Below are 26930 nucleotides of genomic sequence, written 5' to 3'. Positions count from 1 at the left end.
CGTACTCATCGCAGCCGGCGCACGCCGGTCTGGGCCCGCCACTTGGCCAGCCGCAGCGTCTCGGTACTCGCCCGCCCCAGCCACGTCCGCACGTACCGGCGGGCCTCGACGAGGCCGGCCGCCGCCGCGCCCGGGACCTTGCGGGCGGCGTCCTCGGCGAGCATCACCCGCCGGGCGCAGACGACCCGTACGCCGTCCCCGTCCGGGACGAGGGACCATTCGCCGGTGTGCGCGGCGATCGGCCCGGGCGTGACCAGTTCCTTGAAGACGATCCGCGCGGCGGAGGGGAAGCACAGCCGCACCGCCCGGGTGGCGGCGGTCCGCCCGTCGGGGGTGGCGCAGGTGTCCACGGAGGCCATCTGCACGCCGGGCACGTCCTCGACCACGTGCGCCGACTCCACGTGCGGGACCCGCTGCGGCCATTCCTCGATGCGGTGGAGGAAGTCGTAGACCAGCTCGGCGGGGCCGTCGACGTGCACGCTGTCCTCGAAGGACAGCAGCAGTTCGTCCAGCCGCTCCCAGCGCTCGGCGACCGCCTTGAGGTGGGCGAGCTGCCCGGCCTGCTCCGCCTCCCACTCCTGGCGGCTGCGGGCGGTCCCGGCGGCGGGCAGGCCCTCCAGGGTCCGTTCCTGGCGCAGCGTCACCAGGGACTCCGCCTCGCCGCGCGCCTCGACGGTCCAGGTGCCGGTCGTGGGCACGCCCGGGCGGGCGGTGTCCTCCTGCTCGAACTCGACGGTCCTGGACTGCGGGTGCAGCACCCGGCGTACGTGGAAGGACCGGACCCGCTCGCCCTTCACGTCCCACAGCCGCAGCCGTTCCCGGACGCCGTCGAAGTCCATCCGCTCGACGTGGACGGGCGAGGGCAGCAGGAGGGGCCAGCGCACGGCGTCGGCCAGCAGTCCGTAGACCACACCGGCGGGGGCGGCGATCCACGCCGTCCACTCGCTCGCGTGCACGCGCTGCGACGACATGAGAGGCACCTCCCCTGATCGTTTGTGCGGGTGAGCCCAGCCTGCACGAGGGGACTAGAGCTTTCCTCAACCCCGTCGACGGGAGCGGCAGCCGGGCCTACCCGGCCTGCGCGACCTGCCCCGCCTGCCCCGCCTCCGTCAGCGCGTCGGCCAGCACCCGCCAGATCTCGGCGGCGAGGTCGATGTTGGCGTCCTCCTGCGCCTGCTGGGCCAGGGCGCGCAGCCCCTGGATGCCGGAGGGGTCGCCGCCGAGGATCAGCAGCTGGTGGCGCAGGATCTCCAGCCGCACCTGCCCGCGGTACGTCATCCTCGGCTGGTCGGCGGCCAGTTCGCCGAGCAGGGCCCGCGCGTCGTCGTAGCGGCCGGTCGCGAAGGCGAGATCGGCCTTGAGGGCGGTCAGGTCCTGGCGCAGGGCCGGTGTGCCGACGAACGCGAGCGCGGCCTCGGCCTCCTCGGCGCGGCGCCGCGCCTGCGCGGGGTCGACCGGCATCTTCTGGAGGTGCAGCCGGCCGGTGGCCAGCCGCAGCCGGATCCACAGGATCAGGTCCTCCTGGCTGCTGAACCGCTCCAGGGCGGCGTCCAGGCAGGCCTGCGCCCCGGGGTAGTCGCCCTGGCGCATGCGGACGGCGGCGGCGGTCCACATGGCCTCGGCCCACAGCGCGTCGGAGCGGCCCTCGACGAGCGCGGTCAGCTCGTCCGCGTGGATCCGGGCGTCGCCCATCCGGCCCGACTCGGCCTGTACGGAGACGAGGGCCAGCAGGGCGGCGGCCCGGTCCTCCACGCCCAGCTCCTCGCGCAGCGCGATCCGGTGGGCCTCGACGGCGGCCTCCACGGCCGGGGTGATCTCGCCGATGGAGCGCAGGCAGCGGGCGAGCCGGGTCAGGCCGCGTACGCGCAGCTCGCTGACGCCGACTTCCTCGCCGAGCGCGACCAGGTGCGCGAGCCGCTCCCGCTCCACGGCGTGGTCGCCCTGCACGCGGGCGGCCTGGGCGAGGAGCCACAGCGCCTGCCAGCGCAGTACCGGGCTCTCGTGGCCCTCGGCGGCCAGGGCCTGGCCGAGCGCCTCGATGGCGTCGGGGGACCCCGTCGACGCGGCGAGGGTGAGGGCGTGGGCCAGCGAGCCGGTGGCCGGCTCCTCGAAGTCGGAGGCCTCCAGGCCCAGCCGGCCGGCCAGGTACCCGACGGCCCGGTCGGTGGGCTGGCGCGCCCCGGACTCCAGGCGGGAGAGGTAGCCGGTGGACATGCCCTCGCCGGCCAGCGCCGTCTGCGACAGGCCCTGGGCAAGCCTCAGCTTCCTCAGGCGGTGTCCGAACGCGGGCTGTCGCAGCATGAGCATCCCTCGGGTCGCGGGCAAGGAATCTGTCGGGAACGGGCACCGAGCGTAGGGTCCCCGGCAACAGCCGGGCAAACCTTTGCCACGGATTCGCGGCCCGTCTCGTCCGGACCTCGTCCGCACCTCAGGTGTTCCTCGAGCGATCCTCGACCCCATGGAGGCAAACTCTCCAAAATCCGGCCTCCGTACCGGCCGGCGCCCCCGCTCTTCCCGCAATTCAGCGCCTTGGAGTCGACGATGAGGCCATCGGTGTGCGCGTCCCGCGCGTCCTGTCCGCCCCGGACGCCCGCAGCACACACCGCGGCCCCTGCGGCCGCCTTCCGGTCGTCCGGTCCCGCCCAGGAGGAGAAGCCGGACGACGACATCGGCTGGCCGAAGAGGTGACCCCGGACCGGCCGGCTAGGCCGGGTCCTCGGGCACCACCTGGGTGTTCTGGCATGCCGTCAGCAGCCAGCGCCCGTCCTCGCCCCGGGTCATCACGTACAGCGGCGCGCCCTCGCTGCCGTTGCCGTCCGCCCCGTGGTAGACCTGCCGCACCTTCACCGCGGCCACGTCCGGCCGCAGGAACTGGGTGTGCACCACCTCGTAGGTGACCTTCCCGTCCCAGTTCGCCGCCGGCAGCACCTTCCGCGTGAACTCGGCTATCGCGTCGAATCCGATGAGGACCTTCCCGTGCGCGGTGGTCCACAGCGCGTCCGGGTGGAAGAGGGCCAGGAAGCCCTCGGCGTCCTTGGCCTGCTGCGTGCGTTCGACGGTGGCGACGACCTCGGCGATCGCCACGACTTCGTGTTCGCTCATGAATCCGATCATGCTCCCTCAACCATGGTTGAGGTCAAGCAATATGATCATATTGCCGTATGACCACGAGGATTCTGTACCTGTTCTGCTCCGCCGCCCCGCCCGTCTTCGACGTGGCTCACGTGATCGAGGACGCCCAGGCCCGCGGCTGGGACGTGTGCCTCGGTCTCACTCCCACCGCGGCGCACTGGCTGGCAGGAAGCCTCGACGGACTGGCCGCCTTGACCGGCCACCCGGTGCGCTGGCAGTACAAGCTGCCCGGGGAGGACGACGTTTGGCCGCCGGCCGATGCCCTGCTCTTCGCACCCGCCACCTTCAACACGGTCAACGCCTGGGCCCTCGGCCTCACCGACCGTTTCACCGTCGGCGTCGCCGCCGAGGCGAGCGGCAAGGGCACTCCGGCCGTCGCCGTGCCCTGCACGAACACGGCGCTCGCCGCGCACCCCCAGTTCGAGCAGTCCCTCTCGGTGCTGCGTTCCGCCGGCGTCGAGGTCCTGTTCGGCGAGAACGGCTTCGTCCCGGGCCCGCCCGGCCAGGACGCCCCGCCCCACTTCCCGTGGCCCGCCGCCCTGGACGCGATCTCCCGTACGGCCACCGCCCAGCCCTGACCGACCGCCGGTCAGGCCCGTAGCGTCCGGAAGAAGGCCCGTACGTCCTCCACCAGCAGCTCCGGCACCTCCATCGCGGGAAAGTGCCCGCCCCGGTCGTAGGAGGTCCAGCGCACGATGCGGTTGGTTCGCTCGGCCACGTGCCGCAGCGGGACGAAGTTGTCCCGGGGGAAGTCGGCGAGGGCGGTCGGGGTCCGCGACGGCTCGGGCGGCTGCCCGGCGTAGTCGGCGTGCGCCCGCTCGTAGTAGATCCGCGCGGCGGAGCCGGCCGTCCCGGTCAGCCAGTACAGCATCACGTTGGTGAGCAGCTGGTCCCGGTCGATCGGGCACCGCGGATCGCTCCACTCGGCGAACTTCTCCCCGATCCAGGCCAGCAGGCCGACCGGTGAATCGTTCAGCCCGTACGCGAGGGTCTGCGGCCGGGTCGCCTGGATGTCGGCGTAGCCCTGGCGCTCGCGCGTCCAGCTGCGGTACCGCTCCCAGCTGGCCACCGTCCGCTCGCGCTCGTCCGGGCTCAGCGCGGCCAGCTCCTCGGGCCGGGGCTCTTCGGTGGCCCCGCCCCCGGGCAGCAGGTTCAGGTGCACGCCCACGACGTGCTCGGGCCGGATCCGCCCCAGCTCCCGCGAAACGGCGGCGCCCCAGTCACCGCCCTGGACCCCGTACGTCTCGTACCCGAGCCGCTCCATCAGCACCCCGAAGGCCCGCGCGACCCGCTTGAACTCCCAGCCGGTCTCGGTGGTCGGCCCGGACAGGGCGAAGCCCGGAATGTGCGGCAGCACGAGGTGAAAGGCGTCGGCGGGATCCCCGCCGTGCGCCCGGGGGTCGCTCAAGGGGCCGGCGACGCGCTGGAACTCCACGAACGATCCGGGCCACCCGTGGGTCATCAACAGCGGCACGGCGTCCGGCTCCGGCGACCTCACGTGCGCGAAGTGCACGCTCGCCCCGTCGACGAGGGCGGTGAACTGCGGCCAGGCGTTCAACCGCGCCTCGGCCGCCCGCCAGTCGTACCGGTCGCGCCAGTGGTCGACCAGCGCACGCATCTCCTCGACGGGAATGCCGTGCGCCCACCCCACCCCGGGCAGCCCGTCGGGCCACCGCACCCGCCGCAGCCGCTCCGACAGGTCGTCCAGCTCCGCCTGCGCCACATCGAGCCGGAACTCCCGAAACCCGTCGCCAAGATCGCTCACACGCCGAGCATGCCAGAGGGGACGCCGGACGTCAGACGGCGTACAGGTCGAACGTCGACCCCCGCTTGGGCCCCGCCTGCACGTCGAGCGCCGGATCCACCGTCAGCATCGCCTGGTGCAGCCGCTGCAGCTGCGGCGACGGCTCCACGCCCAGATCCTCGATCAGCCGCCCCCGCAGCCTGCGGTACACGTCGAGGGCGGTCGCCTGCCGCCCCGACCGGTAGAGCGCGACCATCGCCTGCGAATGCAGCCCCTCGTGCTGCGGGTGCCGGGCGATCAGCTCGGTCAACTCGGCCAACAGCTCGGTGTGCCGCCCCAGCCGCAGATCAACGTCGATCCGCCGCTCAACGGCAACGAGCCGACTCTCCTCAAGCCTCATCACCTCGATCTCGAGGATCGGCCCCGCCCGTACGTCGACCAGCGCGGGCCCCTGCCACAACGCGAGCGCCGCCCGCAGCGTGGCGGCCGCGCTCTCGTCATCGCCCTGCTCGAAGTCGCTCTGCCCGCGGGCTACGAGACTCTCGTACTCGTGCACGTCCACCGACTCGGGCTCGATCTGGAGCAGATACCCCCCGTGCCGCGTGACGAGCACGTCCTTCACGCCCCCGGCCCCGGGCCCCAGGGCGGTCCCGAGCCGCCGCCGCAGCTGAAGTATGTAGGTCTGCAGTGTGGTCAGGGCGCTCTGCGGCAGTGCGGTCCCCCAGATCTCCTCCATGAGGGTGGGCACCGGCATCACCCGCCCGGGATACAGGGCGAGGAGCGCCAGGATCTGCCTGGGCTTCCGGGCGGTCGGAACGATGGACCCCCCGTTGACCTCGGCACTCAACGGACCCAGAACCTGAATCTTCACGGTCTCCTCCCCCAGTCGTCGAGCACGGGGGCACGCTAACCCCACCCCACCCCGACCCCCCGATTCCTCAAGCCCCTTTCAAGCCCCTCTCCAACCCCCAGGCCCAATCCGAGCCCCGCCGGCGCTTGAGGCGCGGGCCCCGGGGCGGAGCCCCGATCCCCAACCCGCACAAACCCACCCACGCGCAGCCAATCCCAGCCCCGCCGGCGTTTGAGGCGCGGGGCCCGGGGCGGAGCCCCGATCCCTAACCCGCAGGGACCACCCACCGCGGAGCCACAACCAGCCCCGCCGGCGTTTGAGGCGCGGGGCCCGGGGCCGAGCCCCGGCACCGGCACCTCACAACCCGATCCGCACGGCCTCCGCCCCAAGGAACTCCGCCTCAGTCCGATACTCCCGCTCCCGCCCGTCGGCCACGAGACTCGGCAGCAGCATCGCCCACAACGCCCCCACCTTCCCCCGCAACTCCCCGTACGACATCCCGGTCCCCGACATGACCTCGATCCCGCACGCCGCAGCCGCGACCAACGCCTCCGCGCTCTCCCACCGACGCCCCGCCACCGGCAGTTCCCCGGCGTCCCGCGCCAACCGCAGCAGCGAGCACACCGCCGAGATCCACGCCCCGTGGAAGTCGACGACCACCGGCCGCGCCCCGACGGCGCCCCGCGCCCCGACGGGCCCCCGCGGCCCCGCCCCGCCGCACTCCTTGGTGATCCGGAAGCTCGCCGGAATCGCCGGCTCCTCGTGCAGCGTCCGCGCCAGCCAGTGCGTGATGTCGATCAGCGCCTGCAACGGCGAGACCCCGGCCTCGCGCAACGCCCGCACCTGCTCGTGCAACAGCGCGCACCCCCGCTGCTGCACGGCCTCCGCGAGCTCGTCCTTCGAGGCGAAGTGGAAGTACAGCGCCCCCTTCGTCACCCCGGCCGCGGCAGCGATCTCGCCCAACGTGGCGTTGGCGTAGCCGTTCCGGTGGAACATCTCGGCCCCGGCGCAGACCAGCCGCCTCCGTGTCCGCTCCGACCTCTCCTGCACCGAGCCGTCTCCTCTCGCCGCCGACAAAGCCCGCCCCCAGCCCCAGCCCCGAGCCCTCACAACCCGGAACGGGCCCCAGCCCTCAGACCCGTACGAGCCTCTCGCCACCCGGCTCCGCACCGGCCTCGGCCAGGCTCTCCGGCCCCGCCATCAGAATCGACCGCTGCAGGCGCCGCAGCGCCACAGACGGCTCCAGCCCCAGCTCCCGCACGAGCGTCCCGCGCAGCCGCTGGTACACGTCCAGCGCCTCACCCCGCCGCCCCGACCGGTGCAGGGCGAGCATGAACTGCCCGTGCAGGTTCTCGTGCGTCCGGTACCGGGTCACCAGCACCGTCAGCTCCGCGAGCAGCTCCCGGTGCCTGCCCAGCCGCAGATCGGCCTCGATCCGCTGGTCCAGAGCGCACAGCCGGGTCTCCTCCAGCCGCCGGGTCTCCATGTCCAGCTGGACCCCGCCCTGTACGTCGGCGAAGGCCGGCCCGGACCACAGCGCCAGCGCCTCCCGCAGCAGCCGCGCCGCACCGGGGAAGTCCCCGGCGTCCATCGCGCGGTAGCCGGTCCCGGCGAGCCGGTCGAACTCCCGTACGTCCAGGGTCCCGCCGCCGCTGTTCAGCAGATAGCCGCCGGGCAGCGTCACCAGGATGTCCTTGGCGGTCCGCACCGCCCCCACCTGCTCACCCTCACCCGCACCCCGCTCCAACGCGGTCGCGATCAGCGCACGCAGCTGCAGCACGTAGGTCTGCAGCGTCGTGCGCGCACTGCGCGGCGGCTCGCCCGCCCACAGCTCCTCTATCAGTGCCGATACGGGCACCACCTGATCGGCATGGAGGGCCAGGAGCGCCAGGACCTGCCGGGGCTTGGGGGCGGTCGGCGTGATGGAGATTCCGTTCTCCCGCACCGCCAAAGCGCCCAGTACATCGATGTCCACGCCGTACTCCCCTGTCCTTGGATGAGTCGCAACGCCAGTAGAAAACAGGACCGACGGTTTGTCAATATCAAACCGGTCGCGCTGTTTTGGAAACCAGCGATACCCCACCGCCACTCAAGAACCCACTGTGAACTGGGAGTTCAGGCGGAAAAGAGACCCTTCGACGCACCCCAGAGGAGCTCAATCACCCCTCAACAAGGGTCACAGGAGCACGGCCGACCCCACCAGAACCAGACCAATCAGTCTGATCCGAAGCCCTCATCCGGCGCCGACGCAACGCCCCCCACCGACCCCACCGATCCCGCCGACCCCTCCGGCACCAACCCGCCCAGCACCCCGCCCGCCGCGAGCCGCGGCAGCATCAGCGTCCAGAACCGGGTGAGGGTGTGCGGCGCGACCCACTCGGGCTCGTCCGCACCCAGGGCCTCCAGCCCCACGGTCGCGGCCACCACCCCGCGCGCCGCGTCCTGCGCGGAGAGCCCCTCGGCGAGTGAACCCTCCCGCGCCGCGGCCGCCATGGCCTCCTCGACCCACAGGCGCCACTGCCGGCGCAGGTCGACCCCGCCGCTCCAGGAGGCGTCCGCGCACAACCCGAAGCCGGCCCGCACCACCACGTCGTCCGCGAGCAGGGCCATCAGCGCGTGCGTGGAGTCGACCAGGACCTGCAGGGCGCTCCCGCCACCGGAGGCACCCGGCCCAGGCACCGGCCTCGACCCCGACCCCGCCAGAACCCCCGCCCCCCGTGCCGTGACCCTCCGCAGCGCCTGCGCCGCCTGGTCCTCGACGGCCTGGGCGAGCGCGGTCTTGCTGCCGAAGTGGAAGTGCAGCCCCCCGGCGCTCACCCCGGCCCGGCTGCTGATCACCGCGATCGACGCGGTGACGAAGCCCTGCTCGGCGAACACCTCCGCGGCCGCGCGAACCAGAGCTTCCCGCGTGCGTGCGGCACGCTCCTGCTTGACCATGGAGTCTCCACAAACCGCCAACGCGGTTTGCCCAAGGGGGTATAAAGATGGGGGATACAAGATCTCGGGTCACGGTCCGCGCCCCCACTGGAGCCCGGCTCGCGTCCCACTGGAGCGGACCACCCGGAACCCACCGGAACCAACCGGAACCGGAACCAGCCCGGCCACACCCCGGCCGCACCCCAGCCCGACCCCGGCCCGACCCCGGACCCTTCCCCGCCACCCGCCCGGCTCCCGCCGGACGAAGCGGCCTCAGGACAACGCCGGCTGGGGTTCCTTCACCGACCCGGGACCGGGCCCGCTCGCCATCTCCGCGGTCACCCGCTCCCCCCGGTCGGGGGCCATGTCCAGCCTGCCGAGCATCGCCGGCGTCGCGATGCTCGGGCAGATGTGCTGATAGACGGCGGCCACCCGCTCCTCGATGTCCTCGCGGTCGCTCAGCGTCTGCGAGTAGATCTGCGCGCCCGTCCAGCAGGCGGAGAGGATCCAGGCCGTCTCGCCGGGATCCACGTGCGGGAGCAGTTCGCCCTGCTCCTTCGCCTGCGCCAGCAGGTTCCGCGTGAACTCGATCCAGCCCGGCACCGAGCCCCCGCCGAAGATCTCGCGCATGCCCGGCCCCAGGGAGAGCCGGGCACCCGCGCTGAGCATGGGCTCACGCTTCATCCGGTACGCCAGCACCATGGCGACGTCGACGAGTTCCTGCAGCTTGCTCTCCCGGTGCGGCACCCCGCCCTCGGCGAACTGCTCGTCGAGCACGCCCTGGGCCAGCTCCTGCTTGGAGGAGAAGTGGAAGTAGAGGGCGCCCTTGGTGACGCCCGCCCGCGAGAGGATGTCCGCGATGGTGGCCGCGTCGTAGCCGCGCTCGTCGAAGACCGCCGCCGCCGCTTCCAAGATCGCGCGACGCGTACGTACCGCACGCTCCTGCCGTGCCACGGGTGCCTCCGTTGTCCGTGGGTCGTTCCGGTGGGATCCACATGCAGGATCCCACCACCCCACTAAAACCAACCAGAAGGTCCGATTTTTTTCAAGCAGTCCAGGGGCAACCCTCCCGTGATCAATCAGTCACTGTCGCTCGGTTTCTTTTGACGCGGCCCCCAGCAGCACCGGCAACTCCCGCAGCCCGTTGGAGATGAACGACTCCACCCGCGGCAGCTCCCCCGATTCCGGAGTCACCACGGCCGTCCCGGGGAACCTCTCGAAGTAGCGCCGCACCGCGATCCCGCACTCCAGCCGCGCCAGGCTCGCACCCAGGCAGTAGTGGGTCCCGAACCCGAAGGACAGGTGCTGCCCGCGCGTCTCCCGCGTGACGTCGAACCGCTCCGCGTCCGCCCCGTGCACGGCCGGGTCCCGCCCGGCCGAACCGAAGGACACGATGATCGGCTCGCCCTGCGGGATCACCACGCCCTCGCCCATGTCGATGTCCTCCACCGCGAACCGCAGCAGCCCGTACGAGGCCGGCGACTCGATCCGCAGCGCCTCGTCGACCACGTCCTCCCAGGAGGCGAGCCCCTCCCGTACGAGGGCCAGCTGGTCGGGGTTGCGCAGCAGTTCGTGCAGCGCCGTGCAGATGAGGTTGACGGAGGTCTCGTATCCGGCGGTGAAGAGCAGGATCAGGTTGTCGACCAGCTCCTTCTCACCGAGCCGCGCCCGCTCCTCGTCCTCGCCCGCCCGCCCCTCCGCGTCCCGGGCCGCGATCAGCGCACTGGTCATGTCGTCGCCGGGGTGCGCCCGCCGGTAGGCGACGAGGTCGGCCATCGTGACGTCCAGGTCGACCGCGTTCTGCTGGGCGTCCTCGGCCGTGATCGTCGTGTCGAAGAACCCCTTGATGATCTTGTGCAGGGGTGCCCACGAGCGCTCCGGGATCCCGAACAGCTCGAAGACGATCTGCGTCGGCAGCTCGTGCGCGAACTCCGTGCGCAGGTCCACCACCTGGCCGGGCGGCAGCGCGGCCAGCCGGTCGAGCAGCCCGTCCACCACCTCCTCGATCCGCGGCCGCATGACGGCGACCCGCCGCGAGGTGAAGGCGTTGGCGACCGGCTTGCGCAGCCGCGTGTGCTCGGCGCCGTAGGCGGTGATCATGTTCTGCACGGAGACCCAGATGGCCAGCGGCCACTCGGCGCCGACCTCCCCGTTGATCCACGCCGGCCAGTGCCGGTACGCGTCCTTCGAGACCCGCGGGTCCACGAGCAGCCTGCGTATGTCGGCGTGCCGGTTGACGGCCCAGGCGGTCACGCCGCCCGGCAGCAGTACCGGTGTCGCCGGCGCCTGTTCACGGATGAGGGCTGCCTCGGCGTGCACGTCCGCACCGGAGACGTCGATCGCAATCGGGCACTGACGGTTCATCTCAAAGCTCTCCAGGTTGGGCGGTTGCGTATCGGCGACAGGGCGCAGCGGAGTGTCCACGCCCTGCATTTCAAAACCGCCCATCCGGTTCTTAACTCACCGGCGGCGGCCCCGAGTCTGGCACGGCCGGCCCCGCCTGCCAATGGTTCGGGGGGCACGGTCGATCCCATGCCAACCACCCGCTGTTGGCCTGAATTCCCCTGACTGAACGGCGGGTGCCGACACCCTGTCGGACCGGCGCATATGACCGGAACACCGGCTCTCACTTGGGACGGGACCGACCGCGCCGCGGCCGGCACCCCCCACGCGGATATCCGCTGGTCGGCGTCATGAAGGCCACCCGCAATAGCCGCTTCCCGCCGGTTGACGCCGGTGCACGGGCAACAGCCGCTCCCTCGTGGCACCTTGCAAACAAAACCGGAGAGTACGTATCTTGCGTCGCGTACCACCCCGTCCTATCCGTCAAACGGCTCCGCGGGAGAAGTCCATGACCATGCTGACAATCCAGACCGACGCGCCCGTCCTCCCTCTGCCGGGAGCGGGGGCCGGGGAACCATGGATGCGCTGCAACGACGCCCGCGGACTGACCACGACCGTGCCCAGGGAGTACGTCCACCGCAGCTCTCTCGCGGAGGTCTTCCTGACCGGCTGCGACCGCATCGGCGCCGACGCCTTCTCCCTCGCCGGCCAGTGGCCCCGCGCCCACACCTTCTTCACCAGCGCCGACGGCACCAGCCACGACCCGGTACAGGCCGGCGAGACCATCCGCCAGGTGGGGCTCTACCTCTGTCACGCCGTCTACGGGGTCCCCCTCGGCCACAACGTCCTGCTCTGGAGCCTCGACTTCACGTCCCGGCCGGAGCGGCTGCGCATCGGCCGCAGCCCGAGCGACCTCGACATGACCGCCGTGTGCACCGGCTTCGGCTGGAAGGGGAACCGTTTCTCCGGCTTCCTGGAGGTGGACATCCGCCGCAACGGCGAGGTCGCCGGCTCGGGCACGGCCCGCTTCAGCTGCGTCGCCCCCGCCACCTACCGGCGGCTGCGCGGCGACCGCGGCCTCCTGGGATTAGCCCGTCCGCTGGCCCGCCGTACGCCCATGCCCGCCGCGTCCGTCGGCCGGCTGCTGCCGTTCGACGTGGTCCTCGCCCCCACCGACCGGCCCGACCGCTGGCAGCTGAGCCCCGACCTCGACCACCCGATCCTCTTCGAGCACGCCAACGACCACCACCCCGGCATGGTCCTCGTCGAGGCCGCCCGCCAGGCCGCCTGCGCCCTCCACCTCCCCGGCGCCTTCACCCCCTCGGGCGTCGCCACCGAGTTCCACCACTACGCCGAACTGGACGCCCCCTGCTGGATCGACGCCACCGTCGTCTCCCCGGGCCGCGTCGTGGTCACCGGCCACCAGGAGGGCCGCACCGTCTTCCACTCCACGGTGACCGGCGCCGCCTAGCCGCCCGCCGGTGTTCTCACACCAGGACCTCTCCCCGATACCAGTCGGCGTACCGACCGAACGCCTCCGGGAACCGGGGCCCGGGTGTGGCCTCCAGTCGCCCCCACAACCGCCCGCTGTCGTACCAGTGGTCCACCGCCAGCAGCGAGACCCGTCGCCGCAACACCGGATCCGGCTCCCCCGGGCCCCCCAGCAACTCCAGCGCCCCGGGCACGTCCACCTCCCCCTCCGGCAGCGGCAGCCCGAGCTCCCGTACGACCGTCTCCACCAGCTCCCGCGCGGTCACCGGCTCGGGATGACCGGCATGCAGCACACCGCCCGCGCCGTCTCCCCGTACGGCCAGCTCCGCCAGCGCATCCGCCAGCGCGTCCACCGACAGCATGGACATCCGGGCCCGCCCGCCGTCCACCCAGTGCGGCAGCCTCGCCAGCAACTGCACGAGCGAGGGCACCACCCACCGGTCGCCCCGCCCGTACACCAGATGGGGCCGCAGCACCGTCCCCCCGGCCTCCAGCACCAGCCGCTCCCCGGCGAGCCGGGTCACACTGGTCACCGACTCCGGCTCCTCGGCGAGTTCCCCCTCCGCCGCACCCCGGTGCGCCCCGTCCCGGTACACGGCCGCGGTCCCCAGCTGCACGATCCGCCGCACCCCGGCCCGCTCCGCCTCCGCCAGCAGCGCCCGCGTCCCCTCGACGTTCACGGCCCGGCACTCCTCCGCCGTTCCCCCGATCCGCGAGGCCAGATGCAGCACCGTGCCGACGCCCTCGCACAGCCCGCGCAACGTCTCGCCCCGCGCCAGGTCCCCCCGTACGCCCTCGACCCCCGGCGGCACATCGGCCCGATGGACCAGCGCCCGCACGTGCACCCCTTCCCCCACGAGCCGCTCGACGACGGGCGCCCCGACGAAGCCCGCACCCCCGGTCACCAGCACACTTTGCACATCACTGTTCATCACACGCCCCATTCCACCGTGTTACGGTCACGCGGTGACGCTGGGACCGAACAATTCTGTGCTGCTGGCGGGCAAATCAGCCCTCATAACGGGCGCGAGCGCCGGCATCGGGGCGGCCGCCGCCCGCGTGTTCTGCCGCGAGGGCGCCTCGGTGACCCTCGTGGCCCGCCGCGAGCCCCAACTCGCCGAACTCACCGAGGAACTGCGCGCCGCCGGCCACCAGGCCCAGTACGTGGTCGCCGACGTCTCCCGCACCGAGGACGTGGCCCGCGCGGTCGACGCGGCCGTCGCCGCCTACGGCCGCCTCGACGCGGCCTTCAACAACGCGGGCGTCGGCGCGACCCCCAAGCCCATGCACCTGCTGGACGAGGACGTGTACGACACCGTCATGGACACGAACGTCCGCGGCGTCTGGAACTGCATGCGCCACGAGATCCGCGCCATGCTGACCACCGGCGGCGGCTCGATCGTGAACAACAGCAGCACCGCCGGCCTGGTGGCCACCCCGGTGACGGCGACCTACATCGCGTCGAAGCACGCGGTCCTGGGCCTCACCAAGGCCGCCGCCTGTGAGTACGCCGCCCAGGGCATCCGCGTGAACGCCATCGCCCCCGGCGCCACCCGCAGCGAGATGATCGACGCCTGGCTCAAGGAAAACCCGGAGGTGGAGCAGATGCTCCTCCAGTCGGCCCCCCTCCCCCGCATCGCCGACCCCACCGAAATCGCCGAGTCGGCCGCCTGGCTCTGCAGCGACCGCGCATCGTTCGTCCTGGGCACGACCCTCTCGGTGGACGGCGGCTGGACCACCCGTTAACGCCGTTAACGCCGGCCGGCCCCTCGCAGTGATGGGCGAGGTGTTCCACGACGACGGCTACGGCGGCTGCAAGGCACGAACGACCCGGAACCCGCTGACCGACCCCTCTCGTCGTCCAGCTGCTGGGCGCGGCGCACCTCGGAAACCGGGAGGCCTTCCGGACGACCTGGCTCAACGGCAACCCGGGCGCGGTCACGTACGAGGGCAGCCGAATGACACGCTGTTCGAGCTGGAGCGTCATCCGAGCGCTCCACTCCGTCTGTCCGACATGGCACGCGTGCCGAAGCAATGGCCCCCCCGGAGACCGACCTCCACAAACGGCTGGCCGAGTCGCCAACCTGCCGCCCCAGCCGGGTCAGCCGACCACAACCGTTCTCGGTTGTGCCCGACACCCTCCACCCCACCATTAACGGCGTTAACGCACCCACCCCCCAGCGAGCCGCGACACCTCAACCGACCCCAAGCCCCACCCCGACGCCTCATCCCAGCCACCGTTAACGCCGTTAACGCTCCCCCACAACAGGCCCGCCCCGGTCCCACCATTAACGCCGTTAACGCCACCCACCACTTGGGCTCCCTCACGGTCACCGTTAACGCCGTTAACGCTCCGGCACCCACCGCCGCGCCTGCCCTCGACCTCACAACTCGCCCACCGCCCAGCGCGACCGGCCCACCGAACCGACAGCAGCAAGCCCAACACCCTCGCCTCAGTCCAGCCCACCGTTAACGCCGTTAACGCTCCCCCACAACCAACGCCCGCGCCCGGCCACCGTTAACGCCGTTAACGCCACCCACCGCTGGCGCTCCCCCTCACGGTCACCGTTAACGCCGTTAACGCTCCGGCACCCGCCATCCGGCCGCTCTCCGCTCCCGAGCCCACCCTTGTTGCCGTTGACTCCGGCCCGGCACTCGGTAGCGCTCCCCAGCGCCAGGCGCCTTCGCCAGCGGCCACCGTTAACGCCGCCCCGCCCCAGCCGCCAACCACCCGTAGCCGCTCAGCCCCGACAAGCCCACACCCAACGGCTCCACGAGCCAACCGTTAACGCCGTTAACGCTCCCCACGACCAACGCCCGCGCCCGCGCCCGCGCCCGGCCACCATTAACGCCGTTAACGCCACACCACCCGCCGCCCCGTCAGTATCGGCACCGCGCACTGCCCCGAGGCTCGCTCCCCGTGGCGATGCCCACCCCGAGCCCACGCGTTAACGCCGTTAACGGCTCCCACCCGGACCGCCGACCATTAACGCCGTTAACGGTCGGCCGACCTCCCACCACCCGGTCCGCCCGACCCCTCCGCCTTAACGCCGTTAACGCCGTTAACGCCAGCCCCCTCACCCACCACCCCCTCGCCGGGACACCAGCAGACCAACCCCGTCCAGGATCCGCTCCAGCCCGAACTCCAGCGCCTGGTCCTGCCCCCCGTGCTCGGCCACCGAGGCCAACGCCGCCCCGAGCGCCGGGAACCGCTCCCCGTGCACCCGCATCACCTCCCCCAACATCACCGCAAGCTGCGCATCGGGCCCCGCCTCCGCAGCCCCGCCCCCGAAGCCGCCCGCCGCCCGCTCCTGCTCCGCGATCCCCCGTACGTGCCCGGACACGAGCACCACCACATCCATCGCCTCCGCCCCGCTCAACCCGCACCCGTCCAGCGCCGCGAGCGCCCGCTCCATCCACCCCAGCTCCCGCGGCCCCATCACCCGCACCCCGACCGTCGCCTCCAACAACCACGGATGCCGCCGGAACCCCGCGTACAACTCCCGCGCCCACACCCCGATCCGCTCCCGCCACCCACCCCGCGGCTCCGCCCCCACCACCGCAGGCTCCGGCACCGGCAAGGCAGGCTCCGGCACCGGCATCGCCGCCTCCACCATCAGCGCCACCAACTCCGCCTTCCCCGGCACGTACCGGTACAGCGCCATCTTCGTGACCGCCAGTTCCCCGGCCACCCGCTGCATCGACACCGCGCCCAGCCCCTCCGCGTCGGCGATCCCCACCCCCGCCAGGGCGATCCCCTCCAGCGTCAGCCCCCGCTTCGGCCCCCGCGCCGGCGGCGCCGGCGGCGGCCCCCACAACAGCCGCACCGCAGCCGCCCCCACGCCCGCATCCCGCTGCTCGTCCGTCATCGGCTCGATCCCCTTGCGCTCGCACAAAAACTGCGTCTACCGTACACACTATAAATTCAGTATCCACCAGACACAGTTAACGGAGAAGCAGCCCATGCCCCAGAACACCACCGCCGTCCTCATCTCCGGCGCCAGCATCGCCGGCCCCGCCCTGGCCCACTGGCTGGGCCGCCACGGCTTCCGCCCCACCGTCGTCGAACTCGCCCCCACGCTCCGCCCCGGCGGCCAGGCCGTCGACTTCCGCGGTGAGACCCACCTCTCCGTCCTCGACCGCATGGGCATCCTCGACGAGCTCCGCCGCATCCAGACCGGCGGCAGCCCCATGACTTTCGTCGACGCCGACGACAACCCCCTGCTCTACCTCCCCGCCGAGTTCGCCGGCGGCGACATCGAAGTCCTGCGCGGCGACCTCTCCCGCGTCCTCTACGAGTCCTCCCTCCCCACCACCGAGTACCTCTTCGGGGACTCGATCACCTCCCTCACCGAGACCGCCACCGGCGTGGACGTCACCTTCCGCCACGCCCCACCCCGCACCTTCGACCTCGTCATCGGCGCCGACGGCCTCCACTCCAACGTCCGCCGCCTGGCCTTCGGCCCGGAGTCCGACCACGTCACCCACCTCGGCCACTACGCCGCCACCTGGACCCTCCCCGCCCCCACCCCGAACCCCCACCCCTCCACCCCCACCACCGGGTCCACCGGCTACAACACCCCCGGCCGCCTGGTCAGCATCAGTGCCTCCCGCACCGACCCCACCCGCGCCGCCGCCTTCCTCGTCTTCGCCTCCCACGAGCTCACGTACGACCGCCACGACCCCGAGGCCCAAAAGACGATCCTCAAGCAGGCCTTCGCGGGCCTCCCCTGGAAGGTCGGCCACCTCCTCGACTCCCTGGCCGACGCCGACGACCTCTACTTCGACTCCATCAGCCGCGCCGACGTCCCCACCTGGTCCACCGGCCGGATCGCCCTCGTCGGCGACGCCGCCTGCGGCGCGACCATCGGCGGCATGGGCACCGGCACCGGGATCGTCGCCGCGTACGTCCTCGCCGGCGAGCTCTCCCGCTCACCCCACGACCACCGCGCCGCCTTCGCCCGCTACGAGTCCCTCGTCCGCCCCTACGCCCAGGGCTGCCAGAAGGGCGGCGACCGTACGGGCCCCTTCCTCGCCCCCGGCACGAAGCTCGGCCTGCGCCTGCGCAACGGCCTCCTCGGCCGGCGCCGCATCCTCGACTGGATGCTGAAGGCCGGGGAAAACGCCACCACACTCCCCCTCCCCGCCTACACGCCCGACCCAACGAGGAGGCTCAACGGTGTTAACGGCGTTAACGCCGTTAACACCGCAACGCCGTAAGCACGCGCAAGAAGGCCACCCCGTTAACGGCGTTAACGCCGTTAACACAGCACCCCACCCACGACCACAAAATCCCCCACACTCCGTCAAACACCCCCCACCCCCTCCCCAAAAAGTACTGGGCGACTGGTTTTCTTCCCCCCGACCTGCCTAGATTGACCCCGGCACAAGCCCCAAGGGCTGGCAGCCGCAACCACAAAGCCAACGGCAAGCCAACACACCAGGAGAAACGCACGTGGCGAGGGTCAGGCAGGAACGCGCGGAGATCACCCGCCAGGCCATCCTGGACGGCGCGGCCACCGCCTTCGACCACGCCGGCTTCGAGGGCACCAGCCTCAGCGACGTGGTCCGCCACGCCGGAGTCACTAAGGGCGCCCTGTACTTCCACTTCCCCTCCAAGGAAGCCCTCGCCCGCACCCTGATGGACGAGCAGTTCCAGGTCTCCGCGGGCGTCCCCGCCATCGAGAACCCGGGCCTCCAGACGGTCATCGACCTCACCCACCAGATGGCGTACGGCCTGCGCACCAACGTCCGCGTCCGCGCCGGCATCCGCCTGGTCATCGAGTTCGGCTCCTTCACCAACCCGGACCCGGCCCCGTACAACACCTGGATCGACACCGCCCGCGACTGCCTGACCCCGGCCCAGGAACGCGGCGACGTACTCCCCTCCCTCGACGTGCACGACCTCTCGACGTTCCTCGTCGGCTCGTTCACCGGCATCCAGGTCACCTCGCACGTCCGCACGAACCGCGAGGACCTGCACACCCGGATCACCGACCTCTGGAACTTCCTCCTCCCCGGGATCGTGCCCGCCCCCCGCATCCCCCACTTCGACCCGACGGGCTCGCCCGAGTGCCGGGCGGAACTCGGTCTGCAAGCGGCTACTACCGGCAGCTGACGGCACATCCAGCGCACCAGAACGAACGACAGGGCGGCCTCGCACACGCCGTGGCGAACCACGGGGGTGCTCGCTACGGCGGGTGCGAGGCCGCCCTGTCGCGCACTCACCGACACCACGCACACGCCTCACCAACAACTTCGTTAGCAAAACTCAAGCGCGCCGCCCACGAACACCCGAGAACGTTAGTAAAGTCCCTCTCATGACTTCGCCCTCGTCTCAGAGCGACCGAGAGAAGGTCGTCTCCAAGCTCCCCCCGTGGCTGCGCCAGGAGTTGAAAATCCGCACCGCCCAACTGCGGGTGGACATCCAGGACGCCGTCCACCAGGGCATCGCGCAGTGGAGCGCCCTCGCCTCGGCCCCCTCCCCCGTCGACACCTCCGGCGCCGAATCGTTCTCCACCTGGCTCCCGGCGGGCCAGTGGGAGTCCTTCCGCACCGACTCCAAGCACCGTGGCGTCTCCCTCATCCAGGGTCTCGCCCAGTCCGTGGTGCTCTGGCTGGAGCTCAACCCGGCCCCCTCCGTCGTACGCCCCTCCGTGGTCCGCCGCATCATCGTCTGCAACCAGAAGGGCGGCGTCGGCAAGACCGCCGTCACCGCCGGCACCGCCGAGGCCCTCGCCGAGGACCCCGCGACCCTCCACCCGGTCCGCATCGCCCGCCAACTGGCCCGCCTCGCCACCGAGGACGGCCAGCCGGACCCGGCGGTCACCACTCCCCTGGACCTGGAGGACCTCCCGGGCCTGGGCATGCGCGTGCTGCTCATCGACTTCGACCCCCAGGGCCACCTCACCAAGCAGCTGGGCCAGCAGCCCCTCCCCATCGGCGGCGACAGCCTCACCTGCCACATGGCCGGCGAGGCCAAGGGCCCCCTCAAGGACCTCATCGCGCCCATCGAGCACGAGCGGTTCGGAGACCGCCTCCACCTCCTCCCCGCCTGCACGGACGCCTTCCTCCTCGACGTCCGCCTCTCGACCGTCCGCGCCCGCGAGGCCGCCCTCGAACGCGCCCTGGCCCCCGTCGAGTCCGACTACGACGTCATCCTCGTCGACTGCCCCCCGAGCCTCGGCCTGAGCATGGACGCGGCCATCTACTACGGCCGCCGCCGCGACACCGAGCAGCCCGGCGCCTCCGGCGCGCTGATCGTCGTACAGGCGGAGGACTCCTCGGCGGACGCCTACGACCTCCTCACCTCCCAGATCAACGACCTCCGCGACGACCTCAGCCTGGACATCGACTACCTCGGCCTCGTGGTCAACCTCTACGACGGCCGGCGCGGCTACATCGCGACCTCCTCCCTCCAGGCCTGGATGGACATAAAGGATCCGCGCGTCGTCGCCGTCGTACCCGACCTGAAGGAACAGCGCGAAGCGGTCCGCGTGAAGCAGCCCCTCTTCGTCTACGCCCCCAAGGGCGACCAAGCGGTCGCCCTGCGCGCCCTCGCCCGGGAGATCTCATGAGCAGCAAGGCCGACAAGCTCGGCGTCTCGGCATCCTTCGCCCGCGCCCAGCCCGTCGGCGTCAGCTCCCGCCGCGCGGCCATCGCCGAGGCCACGGGCGCTCCGACCTCCGGGGTGATTCCCCCTTCCGAGGTCCCCATCGAGGCCCTCGCCCACAACCCCTTCAACCTCCGCGAAGACCTCACGGAACTCGACGAACTGGCGGCGTCCCTCACCGCCCGGGGTCAGCTCCAGCCCCTCGCGGTCGCCACCCGCATGGCCTTCATGGAGGCCCACCCGGGCGCGACCGACGGCCTGGGCCGCGCCCCGTACGTCGTCATCGACGGCAACCGCCGCCTGGCAGCAGCCCACCTGGCGGGCCTGAAAACCATCCAGATCCATGTCAACGACGCCCTGGCAGCCTCCTCCTCCGACATCCTCGAATCGGCCCTGATCGCCAACATCCACCGGGTCGACGTGGCTCCCATGGACCAGGCCCGCGCCCTCCAGGAACTCGTCGACGTCCACGGCTCCCAGGCCCAGGTCGCCAAGCGCCTCGGCAAGACACCGGCCTGGGTCTCCCAGCGCCTGACCCTCCTCAACCTGACCCCCACCCTCCAGGACAAGGTCGAATCGGGCGAACTCAAGGTGGAACCGGCCCGCCGCATCGGCCGCCTCCCCCAGGAGGCCCAGCAGGCCGCCGCAGAGGAATCCATCAATCCCCCCCGCCAACGCACCCACCCCCCCACCCCAAAGCCCCCCACCCCAACCCCACCCACCACACCCGCCCCTCCGCCCCCGTCCCCCACCCCCCGCATCACCATCTCCACGCTCTCCCCGGAAACGATCGCGGACGCCCTTACGGCCCACCTCACCCCGGACGACCTCAAGGCCGTCACGGAACTCCTCATGCTGCGCATCTGAGGCACCCACGCCGGGGGCGCTGATGGCACTGGCGCCGTTAACGGCGTTAACGCCGTTAACGCCCCCACGTGTGTTTCATGTGCGTTCCAGGGTGCGTTTCACATAAGCTCCCTACGGAGGTCCCGATGCCGAACACCCGCAACACCCAGCCAACAACCAACGCCCCCGCCCACGCCCACGCCCACGCCCACGAGCAGGAGACCCTCTTCGCAGCGGTGGACGCCCTGCTCGAAGAAGTCGCCCAGGACCCGCTCCCGCACCCGGACGAGCGCAAGCGCCTCCGCGAGGCCGCCGGCCTGAGCCAGGACCAGATCGCCAAGGCACTCGCCGTCCGCCGCGAAACGGTCACCTCCTGGGAAACCGGCCGCACCTCCCCCCGCCCCCCCAAACGCGCCGCCTACGCCCGCCTCCTGGAAGGCCTCTCAGCCCTCCACCCCCTCAACGCAGCCATTAACGCCGTTAACGCTCAGCTTCACGAAGGCACGGCTACGGAATCAGCACCCGTTAACGCCGTTAACACCCCGCCCCCCGGGCCGGCCCGCGAACGACCCACCCAACCCCCGGAGACAGAGCCCCCGGCACCCACCGCCACGGAGCCAGCACCCCACCCCACCCCGGCGTCCGGTGCGGAGCCCCAGACCCCCACCCACACGGAACCAGCACCCCACCCCACCCCGGCGTCCGGTGCGGAGCGCCAGACCCCCACCCACACGGAACCGGCACCCCACCCCACCCCGGCGTCCGGTGCGGAGCCCCAGACCCCCACCCACACCGATCCGGCACCCCACCCCACCCCGGGGTCTGGGGCGGAGCCCCAGTTTCGGGAAGGGGCGGGTAGGGGAACAGCGCCGCAGGCCCCCACCCCGGCACCCCACCCAACCCCCCGCCCCCACCGGGCCACGCCCACCACCGCGGCAGCAACGACAACGACAACGGCGGCACCGCCAAAGGCAACCCCCCGCACCCACCTGGAAGGAACCGGCCCCCTAGCCGTCCTCACCGGCACCGGCCAAGCCCACACCACCGCCGGCCTCATCCTCGACCACCCCACCACCGGCGGCCTCCCGGCCCTCCTCACCTGGGCCCTCACCGAGGCGAACCTCCGCTCCCCCCGCCTCCACCGCAACGGCAAGGACGGCGACCCCCTCCTCGTCCTCACCGCCCCCGCCGTGGAAAGCCTCGGCCTGCCCCTCACCCTCGACGACCGCCGCGCCCTCCGCCTCCCCGACAACCACCCCGTCCTCAAGCAGCTCGCCAAGAGCAAATGGCAGCTCACCCGCCGCGGCTTCGGCCCCTGGCCCCGCATCTACCGCCCCGCCACCCCCACCACCGGCCGCCAGTGCGTCCAGCTCGCGATCCTCCCCTGGGGCGCCCTGGACCCCCGCGCATGGGGCGAGCACACCGCCGACCTCCCGGCCCCCGCACTCGCCGAACTGCTCACCACCTACGCCGCCCGCGTCCTGACCCCCCGCGGGTCCACCGCAGTCACGGGCCTCGAACTCATGACGGCCCTGCGCCCGCCCACCCGCGCCGTGCGCGACGAGGCGACCAACACCTGGGTTTCGGCCCCCCTCCCCGGCTCCCTGACCCGCCCCGTCGACCCGGCGCCCCCGGAGGCCCCCGACGAACACCCCGTCGTCGCCGCCCTCTACCCCCGCTCCCACCAGCGCACCCCGGACCAGGTCCTCGACGAAGAGGCCTACGACTGGATCCGCGACCCCCAGCTCCTCACGGACGCCGAGTGCGCCCGCACCCACGCCGTCGGCATCGACGTGAACATGGCCTTCGCCGCCGCCGCGAACCGCCTGGTCGTCGGCCTGGGCCCGGCAACGCACACGACCACCCCCCGCTTCGACCCCAAGCTCCCCGGCTGCTGGCTGGCGGACCTCTCCTCCCTCGACGTCGAGCTCGACCCCCGCCTCCCCAGCCCCTTCACCCCCCACGGCAAGCCCCCCACCGGCCCCGCCTGGTACGCGACCCCGACCCTCGCCTACGCCCAGGAACTCGGCCACGACGTGCGCCCCACCGAGGCCTGGCTCCGCCGTGACAACGGCCCGTACCTCGACGCCTGGTACACCCGCCTCCGCGACGCCTACATGGCCACGATGGCCGACCTGGGCGTCACCCCGTCCCTCACGGAACCCGAGTTCCTGGAGGCCATGTCCCACAACACGTACCCGACCACGAACCCGCCCACGGAAGCCCAAATCTCCAAATCCGTCCTCTCGGCGATCAAGTCCACCGTCAAGGGCGGCATCGGCAAGCTCCGTGAACGCCCCCAGGGCGCCGCCTACCGCCCGGGCGAACCCTGGCCCGCCCTCGAACGCCCCACCTGGCGTCCCGACATCCGCGCGGCCGTCATCTCCACGGCCCGCGTCAACATGCACCGCAAGATGCTCAAACTCGCCAAGGCAGCCGACATCCATCCCATCGCAGTCCTCTCCGACTGCGCGGTCTACCTGTCCGACGGCCCCAGCCCCCTGGACTTCCTCCCGCACACCCCCGAGGGAAAGCCCGTCCCCGGCGGCTTCCGCCTGGGCGTCAGCCCCGGCATGGTCAAGCACGAGGGCACCCAACCCCTCCTCTGGGCCGTCCAGATGCTCGACGAGGGCCTCAACCCCGCCCGCCACATCAAGGGCCACGACGCAGCGGCAGACGGAGAGTAAGAGAAAATGTCCGACATCTCCGACAGCCTGACCCGGGCCGACGAACTGCATTTCACGCGCCCCATCCCCAAGTCGGCGGGTGCCCAGATGCGCTTCCTGCTGAAGCAGCTCAAGTCGACCAAGGCAGTGGCCACCACCCTCGGCATCTCCCAACGCACCGTCGAGCGCTACGTCAAAAACCAGATCAAGCAACCCAAGCCCCAGCTGGCCGCCCGCCTCGAAACGGAGGTACGCCGCCGCTGGCAGCCCCTGGTCCGCAAGCGCGCCCGCGCCAAGGCCGCCAAGACGACCGGCCTGGTCATCGAGACCCGCGCCCGCTTCGGCTTCACCGCGGCCCCCGGCACCACCGACGACGGCCGCATGCGCCGCATCACGCAGCACCTCCCCCCGGAGTACGCGGCCCGCCTCTTCGCCGCCCAGGAAGCCGGCGCCGCCGAGCCCCAGCTCCAGCAGATCGCCGCCGAAGCCCTCCAGGAGATCTACTTCAAGGACAACGGCGCCCGCGCCGCGAGCCTCCTGGTCGAGTTCACGGACATCGACTACGTCGACTTCGCCTTCTAACCCCGAAGCAACACCAACAGCGGCCCCACAAGGCCCTCAAAGGCCCCCCACAGCCCCTGAAAACCCAAAAGGGTCCCGGGATACCCCGGGACCCTCATTCCCCCCTCACAACCCCACCCAGCCGACCCGAACCAACGGGCCGACGAACCACTCAACCGAGGGCGGAACCAAACAAAACTCATCCCACGGCGTGCAACGTCCTCCGCCGCTTCGACTCGGCCGCCTTCTTCGCCGCAGCCTGCGCAGCCCGCTTCTTCCGCTGCTCGGCCAGCTGGTCCTGATACGCCGCCACCGCCTGGTGGTAGCTGGCGACATAGCCCCGCGCGTCGAGCCGCTCATCGGCCGCCATGTCGTTCACGGCGGCGACAGCGTCCTCGAACGAGTTGTACCCGGCCAGCATGGGGTTGATCTGGTACACCCCGTTCCGCACCTTTCGCACCAGCTTGGCGAGCTCCAAGCTGCGCAGCGCGGCATTGACACTCGGCCGGCTGAGCTCCAGCAGCCCGCCGACGGTGGCCTGGTCGATGAGGATCCGCCCACCCGGCTCGCTCAGCGAACGCAGCTTCAGCAGCACACGGTAGGCCGCGGGCGGAAGGTCGAGGTCGGAGAGAAGCCCGTCGGCGTTGACCGCAGCGAATCGCAAGGTGCTCACTGAGCTGTCCCTTCTTCCGTGCGCTTCGCGCGGCTCAGCCGACGCGCAGCGCGCTCTTTGGCCCGTTCGGCCCGCAGTTCCTCGATGGCCTGGCGCATGTGGTCCAGCGACGGGAAGCGCACCAGGTCCGGCAGGCTCGTGTCGCTGCGAATCTGCGAGATGGTGCTGTGCTGCTCCACCTTCACGAACTCACCCGTCATCTCCGTACCAGGGATGAACTCGGCCACCCGGTAACTGTAGGGCGGGTTGAACTGGTACACGCCCCGCCGCACCTTGAAGACGATCCCATGAGACATGACGGTGTGCAGCGCCTCCGACGTCTTTGTCCGACTGACGTCCAGGATGGTAGCCATCTCCTCCTGGGTAAGAGGAATCCGCCCCCCCGCTCGCTGACACGCGATGAGCAGCAGGATCAGCCTCAACGGCAAGGCTTCCCTGAAGTACTGGGCGATAACCAGGAAGAACTCCAGGCTGTCCATCGAGAACGCATTCGGCTGATTCTGCGTCCCGTAGAACTCCAGCGGCTTCCGCTCGCCGTCCAGCGTCAGCTTCCGGCTCGGGTACCGCCTCGCCAGGCTGTCCAGGTCCTTGACCGGAGCCAGCGGCTGACTCCACGCCGAGATCGCATCATCAACGGGGAGATCAGGACGCGGCGCACCCGCCGGACTCCGCCGACGCCGTTGTGGCTCTGATGACACGAGGCTGCTCTCCACTTCGTTGATCTGCAGGGAGAGTATGTCAACAAGGGTGACACAAGTGTCACGCTCGTTGACGTTCGGCGTGTCTTGTGTCCCCCCAGGAGGGACACATCTCGGCCACCCCCCTCCCACCGCCTTCCCGCCACCCCCTCACCCAACCCCGCTCCCCCCTCCCGCAGTTCGCCGACACATCCCCCCTAAAACGTCAGCCCACCCGACGTTTTAGCCCAAATACCGTCAGTACCACTGACATTTTGCAAGCGCTCTGTCCCCCTAGCAGCGACACATCCCCCGAGTTATGTCCCTCCTGAGGGGACATAACTTTCCCCCCGCACCCCGCCTGACCTGCTACAACGCATCTCCGTACCTTCTATAGGACGTCCCCTGCCGCGCTGCGCGCACGAAAGCCCGTCTTCAACGCGCGCCAATCCCCGCCAACCTGACCCCCCAACACCCCCAAGAGCCTCTCCACCACACCCCCAACACCAAGTCGCCAACCCCACGGAATCTGACTGATTTCCCATCTCTATCCACAACCCAGTTTGAATCACCCACCCATCCGATCATTAACGCCGTTAACACCCCACGACCAGGCCACCCCAGGCCCCAAACGAAGGCCCCTCCTGACCCAACCCCGAAACCCCACCCCCATCACTTGCTTTTGCCCTGTCCCTGACAAACCCTCGTTGTCACCTCAACAGAAAGCCCCAAAAGAACCTCTCTCCAAGCAGAACCAGAATCCACTTCCGAAAAAAGCGGAGGCTCTGCCAAACAGTCAGCAGGAGCTCCCTGGTGCACCTCTCCTGTACGAAGCAAAAGCACAGGTACTGACCAGGGGAAGCCAGCTCTGTACTGACCCCAGAACTAGAGGTCCTTCTCAAGTTCCGGGGAGTGGTCCCGTGACAGACGGAACGAGGCAGTCGTCTTAGTCCGAAGAGTGGCGAAGGCACCCGACTGGAGGCTGGCCCTGGTCTGCGAAGCGGACTCCTGTCCTTCCCCAGGCCTAAGCGAAGCGCGAGGCCCTGGCCGAAGGCTGGCTCTGGTCCGCGAGCGGACACGCCCCAAGTGAAGCGCGGGGTTTCGCCCGAAGGGCGATTCTGGTCCGCGGAGCGGGCCTCCCGCGAGTACAGAGAGGGGATTCCCTGGGCCCAAGCGAAGCGCGGGCCCCGGCCGAAGGCCAGCCTTGGTCCGCGAAGCGGGGCCCCGCCGAGCGCAGCGAGGCGGTTCCGCTAACCCCCAAGCGAAGCGGGGGGTTTCGCCCGAAGGGCGACCCTGGCCCGCGAAGCGGGCCCCCCGAGCACAGCGAGGGAGCTCCCCTAGGCCCAAGCGAAGCGCGGGGCCCCCCGCCGAAGGCCGGCCTTGCCCCGCGAAGCGGGGCCCCGCCGAGCGCAGCGAGGC

23 protein-coding genes are annotated in these 26930 nt (G+C 71.2%); 9 read left to right on the top strand and 14 right to left on the bottom strand.

Going from position 1 to position 26930, the window contains the following annotated elements:
- Positions 1 to 5: 5 nt before the first annotated feature.
- From ACFTXQ_RS23120 to ACFTXQ_RS23110, 3 genes are all read right to left on the bottom strand, one after another.
- Entirely contained in the window at positions 6 to 971 is a 966-nt protein-coding gene (locus tag ACFTXQ_RS23120; RefSeq protein WP_382643643.1) for an SRPBCC family protein, read from the bottom strand.
- Between the two features lie 97 nt (positions 972 to 1068).
- Entirely contained in the window at positions 1069 to 2301 is a 1233-nt protein-coding gene (locus ACFTXQ_RS23115; RefSeq protein WP_382643641.1) for a helix-turn-helix domain-containing protein, read from the bottom strand.
- Positions 2302 to 2703: 402 nt separating this feature from the next.
- Positions 2704 to 3102: an SgcJ/EcaC family oxidoreductase gene (locus ACFTXQ_RS23110; RefSeq protein ID WP_382643639.1), complete on the bottom strand. Its 399-nt coding sequence runs from the start codon at positions 3100 to 3102 to the stop codon at positions 2704 to 2706.
- Between the two features lie 59 nt (positions 3103 to 3161).
- Between ACFTXQ_RS23110 and ACFTXQ_RS23105 the strand changes: the two genes are divergently transcribed.
- Positions 3162 to 3710, top strand: a complete 549-nt coding sequence (locus ACFTXQ_RS23105; RefSeq protein WP_382643637.1) for a flavoprotein — start codon at positions 3162 to 3164, stop codon at positions 3708 to 3710.
- Positions 3711 to 3721: 11 nt separating this feature from the next.
- Here the strand turns inward: ACFTXQ_RS23105 and ACFTXQ_RS23100 are convergent, their stop codons facing one another.
- The 7 genes from ACFTXQ_RS23100 to ACFTXQ_RS23070 form a co-directional block, all read right to left on the bottom strand.
- Positions 3722 to 4897 carry an epoxide hydrolase family protein gene (locus tag ACFTXQ_RS23100; RefSeq protein WP_382643635.1) on the bottom strand — a complete coding sequence of 392 codons (1176 nt, stop codon included), beginning with the start codon at positions 4895 to 4897 and terminating at the stop codon, positions 3722 to 3724.
- Positions 4898 to 4928: 31 nt separating this feature from the next.
- Positions 4929 to 5747: a BTAD domain-containing putative transcriptional regulator gene (locus tag ACFTXQ_RS23095; RefSeq protein ID WP_382643633.1), complete on the bottom strand. Its 819-nt coding sequence runs from the start codon at positions 5745 to 5747 to the stop codon at positions 4929 to 4931.
- 336 nt (positions 5748 to 6083) lie between these two features.
- Positions 6084 to 6776 carry a ScbR family autoregulator-binding transcription factor gene (locus ACFTXQ_RS23090; RefSeq protein ID WP_382643631.1) on the bottom strand — a complete coding sequence of 231 codons (693 nt, stop codon included), beginning with the start codon at positions 6774 to 6776 and terminating at the stop codon, positions 6084 to 6086.
- Between the two features lie 82 nt (positions 6777 to 6858).
- Entirely contained in the window at positions 6859 to 7701 is an 843-nt protein-coding gene (locus ACFTXQ_RS23085; protein ID WP_382643629.1) for a BTAD domain-containing putative transcriptional regulator, read from the bottom strand.
- Between the two features lie 239 nt (positions 7702 to 7940).
- Positions 7941 to 8663, bottom strand: a complete 723-nt coding sequence (locus ACFTXQ_RS23080; RefSeq protein ID WP_382643627.1) for a TetR family transcriptional regulator — start codon at positions 8661 to 8663, stop codon at positions 7941 to 7943.
- A gap of 252 nt (positions 8664 to 8915) precedes the next feature.
- On the bottom strand, positions 8916 to 9596 hold the full coding sequence (locus ACFTXQ_RS23075; RefSeq protein ID WP_382643625.1) for a ScbR family autoregulator-binding transcription factor: 681 nt from the start codon (positions 9594 to 9596) through the stop codon (positions 8916 to 8918).
- 129 nt (positions 9597 to 9725) lie between these two features.
- A complete protein-coding gene (locus ACFTXQ_RS23070; RefSeq protein WP_382643623.1) occupies positions 9726 to 11006 on the bottom strand; it encodes a cytochrome P450 in 1281 nt (426 codons plus the stop codon).
- Positions 11007 to 11493: 487 nt separating this feature from the next.
- Here ACFTXQ_RS23070 and ACFTXQ_RS23065 point away from each other — a divergent pair, with 487 nt between their 5' ends.
- Positions 11494 to 12456, top strand: coding sequence for a ScbA/BarX family gamma-butyrolactone biosynthesis protein (locus ACFTXQ_RS23065; protein WP_382643621.1), 963 nt, complete (start codon positions 11494 to 11496; stop codon positions 12454 to 12456).
- A gap of 16 nt (positions 12457 to 12472) precedes the next feature.
- Here the strand turns inward: ACFTXQ_RS23065 and ACFTXQ_RS23060 are convergent, their stop codons facing one another.
- Positions 12473 to 13381 carry an NAD-dependent epimerase/dehydratase family protein gene (locus tag ACFTXQ_RS23060; protein ID WP_382643620.1) on the bottom strand — a complete coding sequence of 303 codons (909 nt, stop codon included), beginning with the start codon at positions 13379 to 13381 and terminating at the stop codon, positions 12473 to 12475.
- Between the two features lie 61 nt (positions 13382 to 13442).
- Between ACFTXQ_RS23060 and ACFTXQ_RS23055 the strand changes: the two genes are divergently transcribed.
- Entirely contained in the window at positions 13443 to 14222 is a 780-nt protein-coding gene (locus ACFTXQ_RS23055; RefSeq protein WP_382643618.1) for a glucose 1-dehydrogenase, read from the top strand.
- 1331 nt (positions 14223 to 15553) lie between these two features.
- Here ACFTXQ_RS23055 and ACFTXQ_RS23050 read toward each other — a convergent pair.
- Entirely contained in the window at positions 15554 to 16345 is a 792-nt protein-coding gene (locus ACFTXQ_RS23050) for a TetR/AcrR family transcriptional regulator (protein WP_382643616.1), read from the bottom strand.
- 94 nt (positions 16346 to 16439) lie between these two features.
- Between ACFTXQ_RS23050 and ACFTXQ_RS23045 the strand changes: the two genes are divergently transcribed.
- The 6 genes from ACFTXQ_RS23045 (at position 16440) to tpg (ending at position 24182) form a co-directional block, all read left to right on the top strand.
- Positions 16440 to 17696, top strand: coding sequence for an FAD-dependent monooxygenase (locus tag ACFTXQ_RS23045; protein WP_382643614.1), 1257 nt, complete (start codon positions 16440 to 16442; stop codon positions 17694 to 17696).
- Positions 17697 to 17931: 235 nt separating this feature from the next.
- A complete protein-coding gene (locus tag ACFTXQ_RS23040; protein WP_382643613.1) occupies positions 17932 to 18594 on the top strand; it encodes a ScbR family autoregulator-binding transcription factor in 663 nt (220 codons plus the stop codon).
- Positions 18595 to 18796: 202 nt separating this feature from the next.
- The gene (locus tag ACFTXQ_RS23035; RefSeq protein ID WP_382643611.1) at positions 18797 to 20053 is read left to right on the top strand and encodes a ParA family protein; all 1257 of its coding nucleotides are present in this window, start codon (positions 18797 to 18799) and stop codon (positions 20051 to 20053) included.
- Positions 20050 to 20955, top strand: coding sequence for a ParB/RepB/Spo0J family partition protein (locus ACFTXQ_RS23030; protein WP_382643610.1), 906 nt, complete (start codon positions 20050 to 20052; stop codon positions 20953 to 20955). Before ACFTXQ_RS23035 ends, ACFTXQ_RS23030 begins: the two co-directional genes overlap by 4 nt.
- A gap of 125 nt (positions 20956 to 21080) precedes the next feature.
- The gene (gene tap, locus ACFTXQ_RS23025; protein WP_382643608.1) at positions 21081 to 23621 is read left to right on the top strand and encodes a telomere-associated protein Tap; all 2541 of its coding nucleotides are present in this window, start codon (positions 21081 to 21083) and stop codon (positions 23619 to 23621) included.
- A gap of 6 nt (positions 23622 to 23627) precedes the next feature.
- Positions 23628 to 24182, top strand: coding sequence for a telomere-protecting terminal protein Tpg (tpg, locus tag ACFTXQ_RS23020; RefSeq protein WP_382643606.1), 555 nt, complete (start codon positions 23628 to 23630; stop codon positions 24180 to 24182).
- Positions 24183 to 24360: 178 nt separating this feature from the next.
- Here tpg and ACFTXQ_RS23015 read toward each other — a convergent pair whose 3' ends face one another.
- Both ACFTXQ_RS23015 and ACFTXQ_RS23010 read right to left on the bottom strand, forming a co-directional pair.
- Positions 24361 to 24834, bottom strand: a complete 474-nt coding sequence (locus ACFTXQ_RS23015) for a MarR family transcriptional regulator (protein WP_215016079.1) — start codon at positions 24832 to 24834, stop codon at positions 24361 to 24363.
- Positions 24831 to 25547 carry a hypothetical protein gene (locus ACFTXQ_RS23010; RefSeq protein WP_382643604.1) on the bottom strand — a complete coding sequence of 239 codons (717 nt, stop codon included), beginning with the start codon at positions 25545 to 25547 and terminating at the stop codon, positions 24831 to 24833. The genes ACFTXQ_RS23015 and ACFTXQ_RS23010 overlap by 4 nt, the downstream gene beginning before the upstream one ends.
- Positions 25548 to 26930 lie beyond the last annotated feature (1383 nt).

Origin of the sequence: Streptomyces sp. NPDC057010, assembly GCF_042673805.1 — a bacterium.
GTDB lineage: Bacteria > Actinomycetota > Actinomycetes > Streptomycetales > Streptomycetaceae > Streptomyces.
This window is presented reverse-complemented; position numbering and strand designations above follow the sequence as displayed.

Coding starts and splice junctions, on each gene's coding strand:
- ACFTXQ_RS23120 (WP_382643643.1), bottom strand. CDS start 971: ATGTCGTCGCAGCGCGTGCACGCGAGCGAGTGGACGGCGTGGATCGCC.
- ACFTXQ_RS23115 (WP_382643641.1), bottom strand. CDS start 2,301: ATGCTGCGACAGCCCGCGTTCGGACACCGCCTGAGGAAGCTGAGGCTT.
- ACFTXQ_RS23110 (WP_382643639.1), bottom strand. CDS start 3,102: ATGAGCGAACACGAAGTCGTGGCGATCGCCGAGGTCGTCGCCACCGTC.
- ACFTXQ_RS23105 (WP_382643637.1), top strand. CDS start 3,162: ATGACCACGAGGATTCTGTACCTGTTCTGCTCCGCCGCCCCGCCCGTC.
- ACFTXQ_RS23080 (WP_382643627.1), bottom strand. CDS start 8,663: ATGGTCAAGCAGGAGCGTGCCGCACGCACGCGGGAAGCTCTGGTTCGC.
- ACFTXQ_RS23070 (WP_382643623.1), bottom strand. CDS start 11,006: ATGAACCGTCAGTGCCCGATTGCGATCGACGTCTCCGGTGCGGACGTG.
- ACFTXQ_RS23065 (WP_382643621.1), top strand. CDS start 11,494: ATGACCATGCTGACAATCCAGACCGACGCGCCCGTCCTCCCTCTGCCG.
- ACFTXQ_RS23050 (WP_382643616.1), bottom strand. CDS start 16,345: ATGACGGACGAGCAGCGGGATGCGGGCGTGGGGGCGGCTGCGGTGCGG.
- ACFTXQ_RS23045 (WP_382643614.1), top strand. CDS start 16,440: ATGCCCCAGAACACCACCGCCGTCCTCATCTCCGGCGCCAGCATCGCC.
- ACFTXQ_RS23035 (WP_382643611.1), top strand. CDS start 18,797: ATGACTTCGCCCTCGTCTCAGAGCGACCGAGAGAAGGTCGTCTCCAAG.
- ACFTXQ_RS23030 (WP_382643610.1), top strand. CDS start 20,050: ATGAGCAGCAAGGCCGACAAGCTCGGCGTCTCGGCATCCTTCGCCCGC.
- tap (WP_382643608.1), top strand. CDS start 21,081: ATGCCGAACACCCGCAACACCCAGCCAACAACCAACGCCCCCGCCCAC.
- tpg (WP_382643606.1), top strand. CDS start 23,628: ATGTCCGACATCTCCGACAGCCTGACCCGGGCCGACGAACTGCATTTC.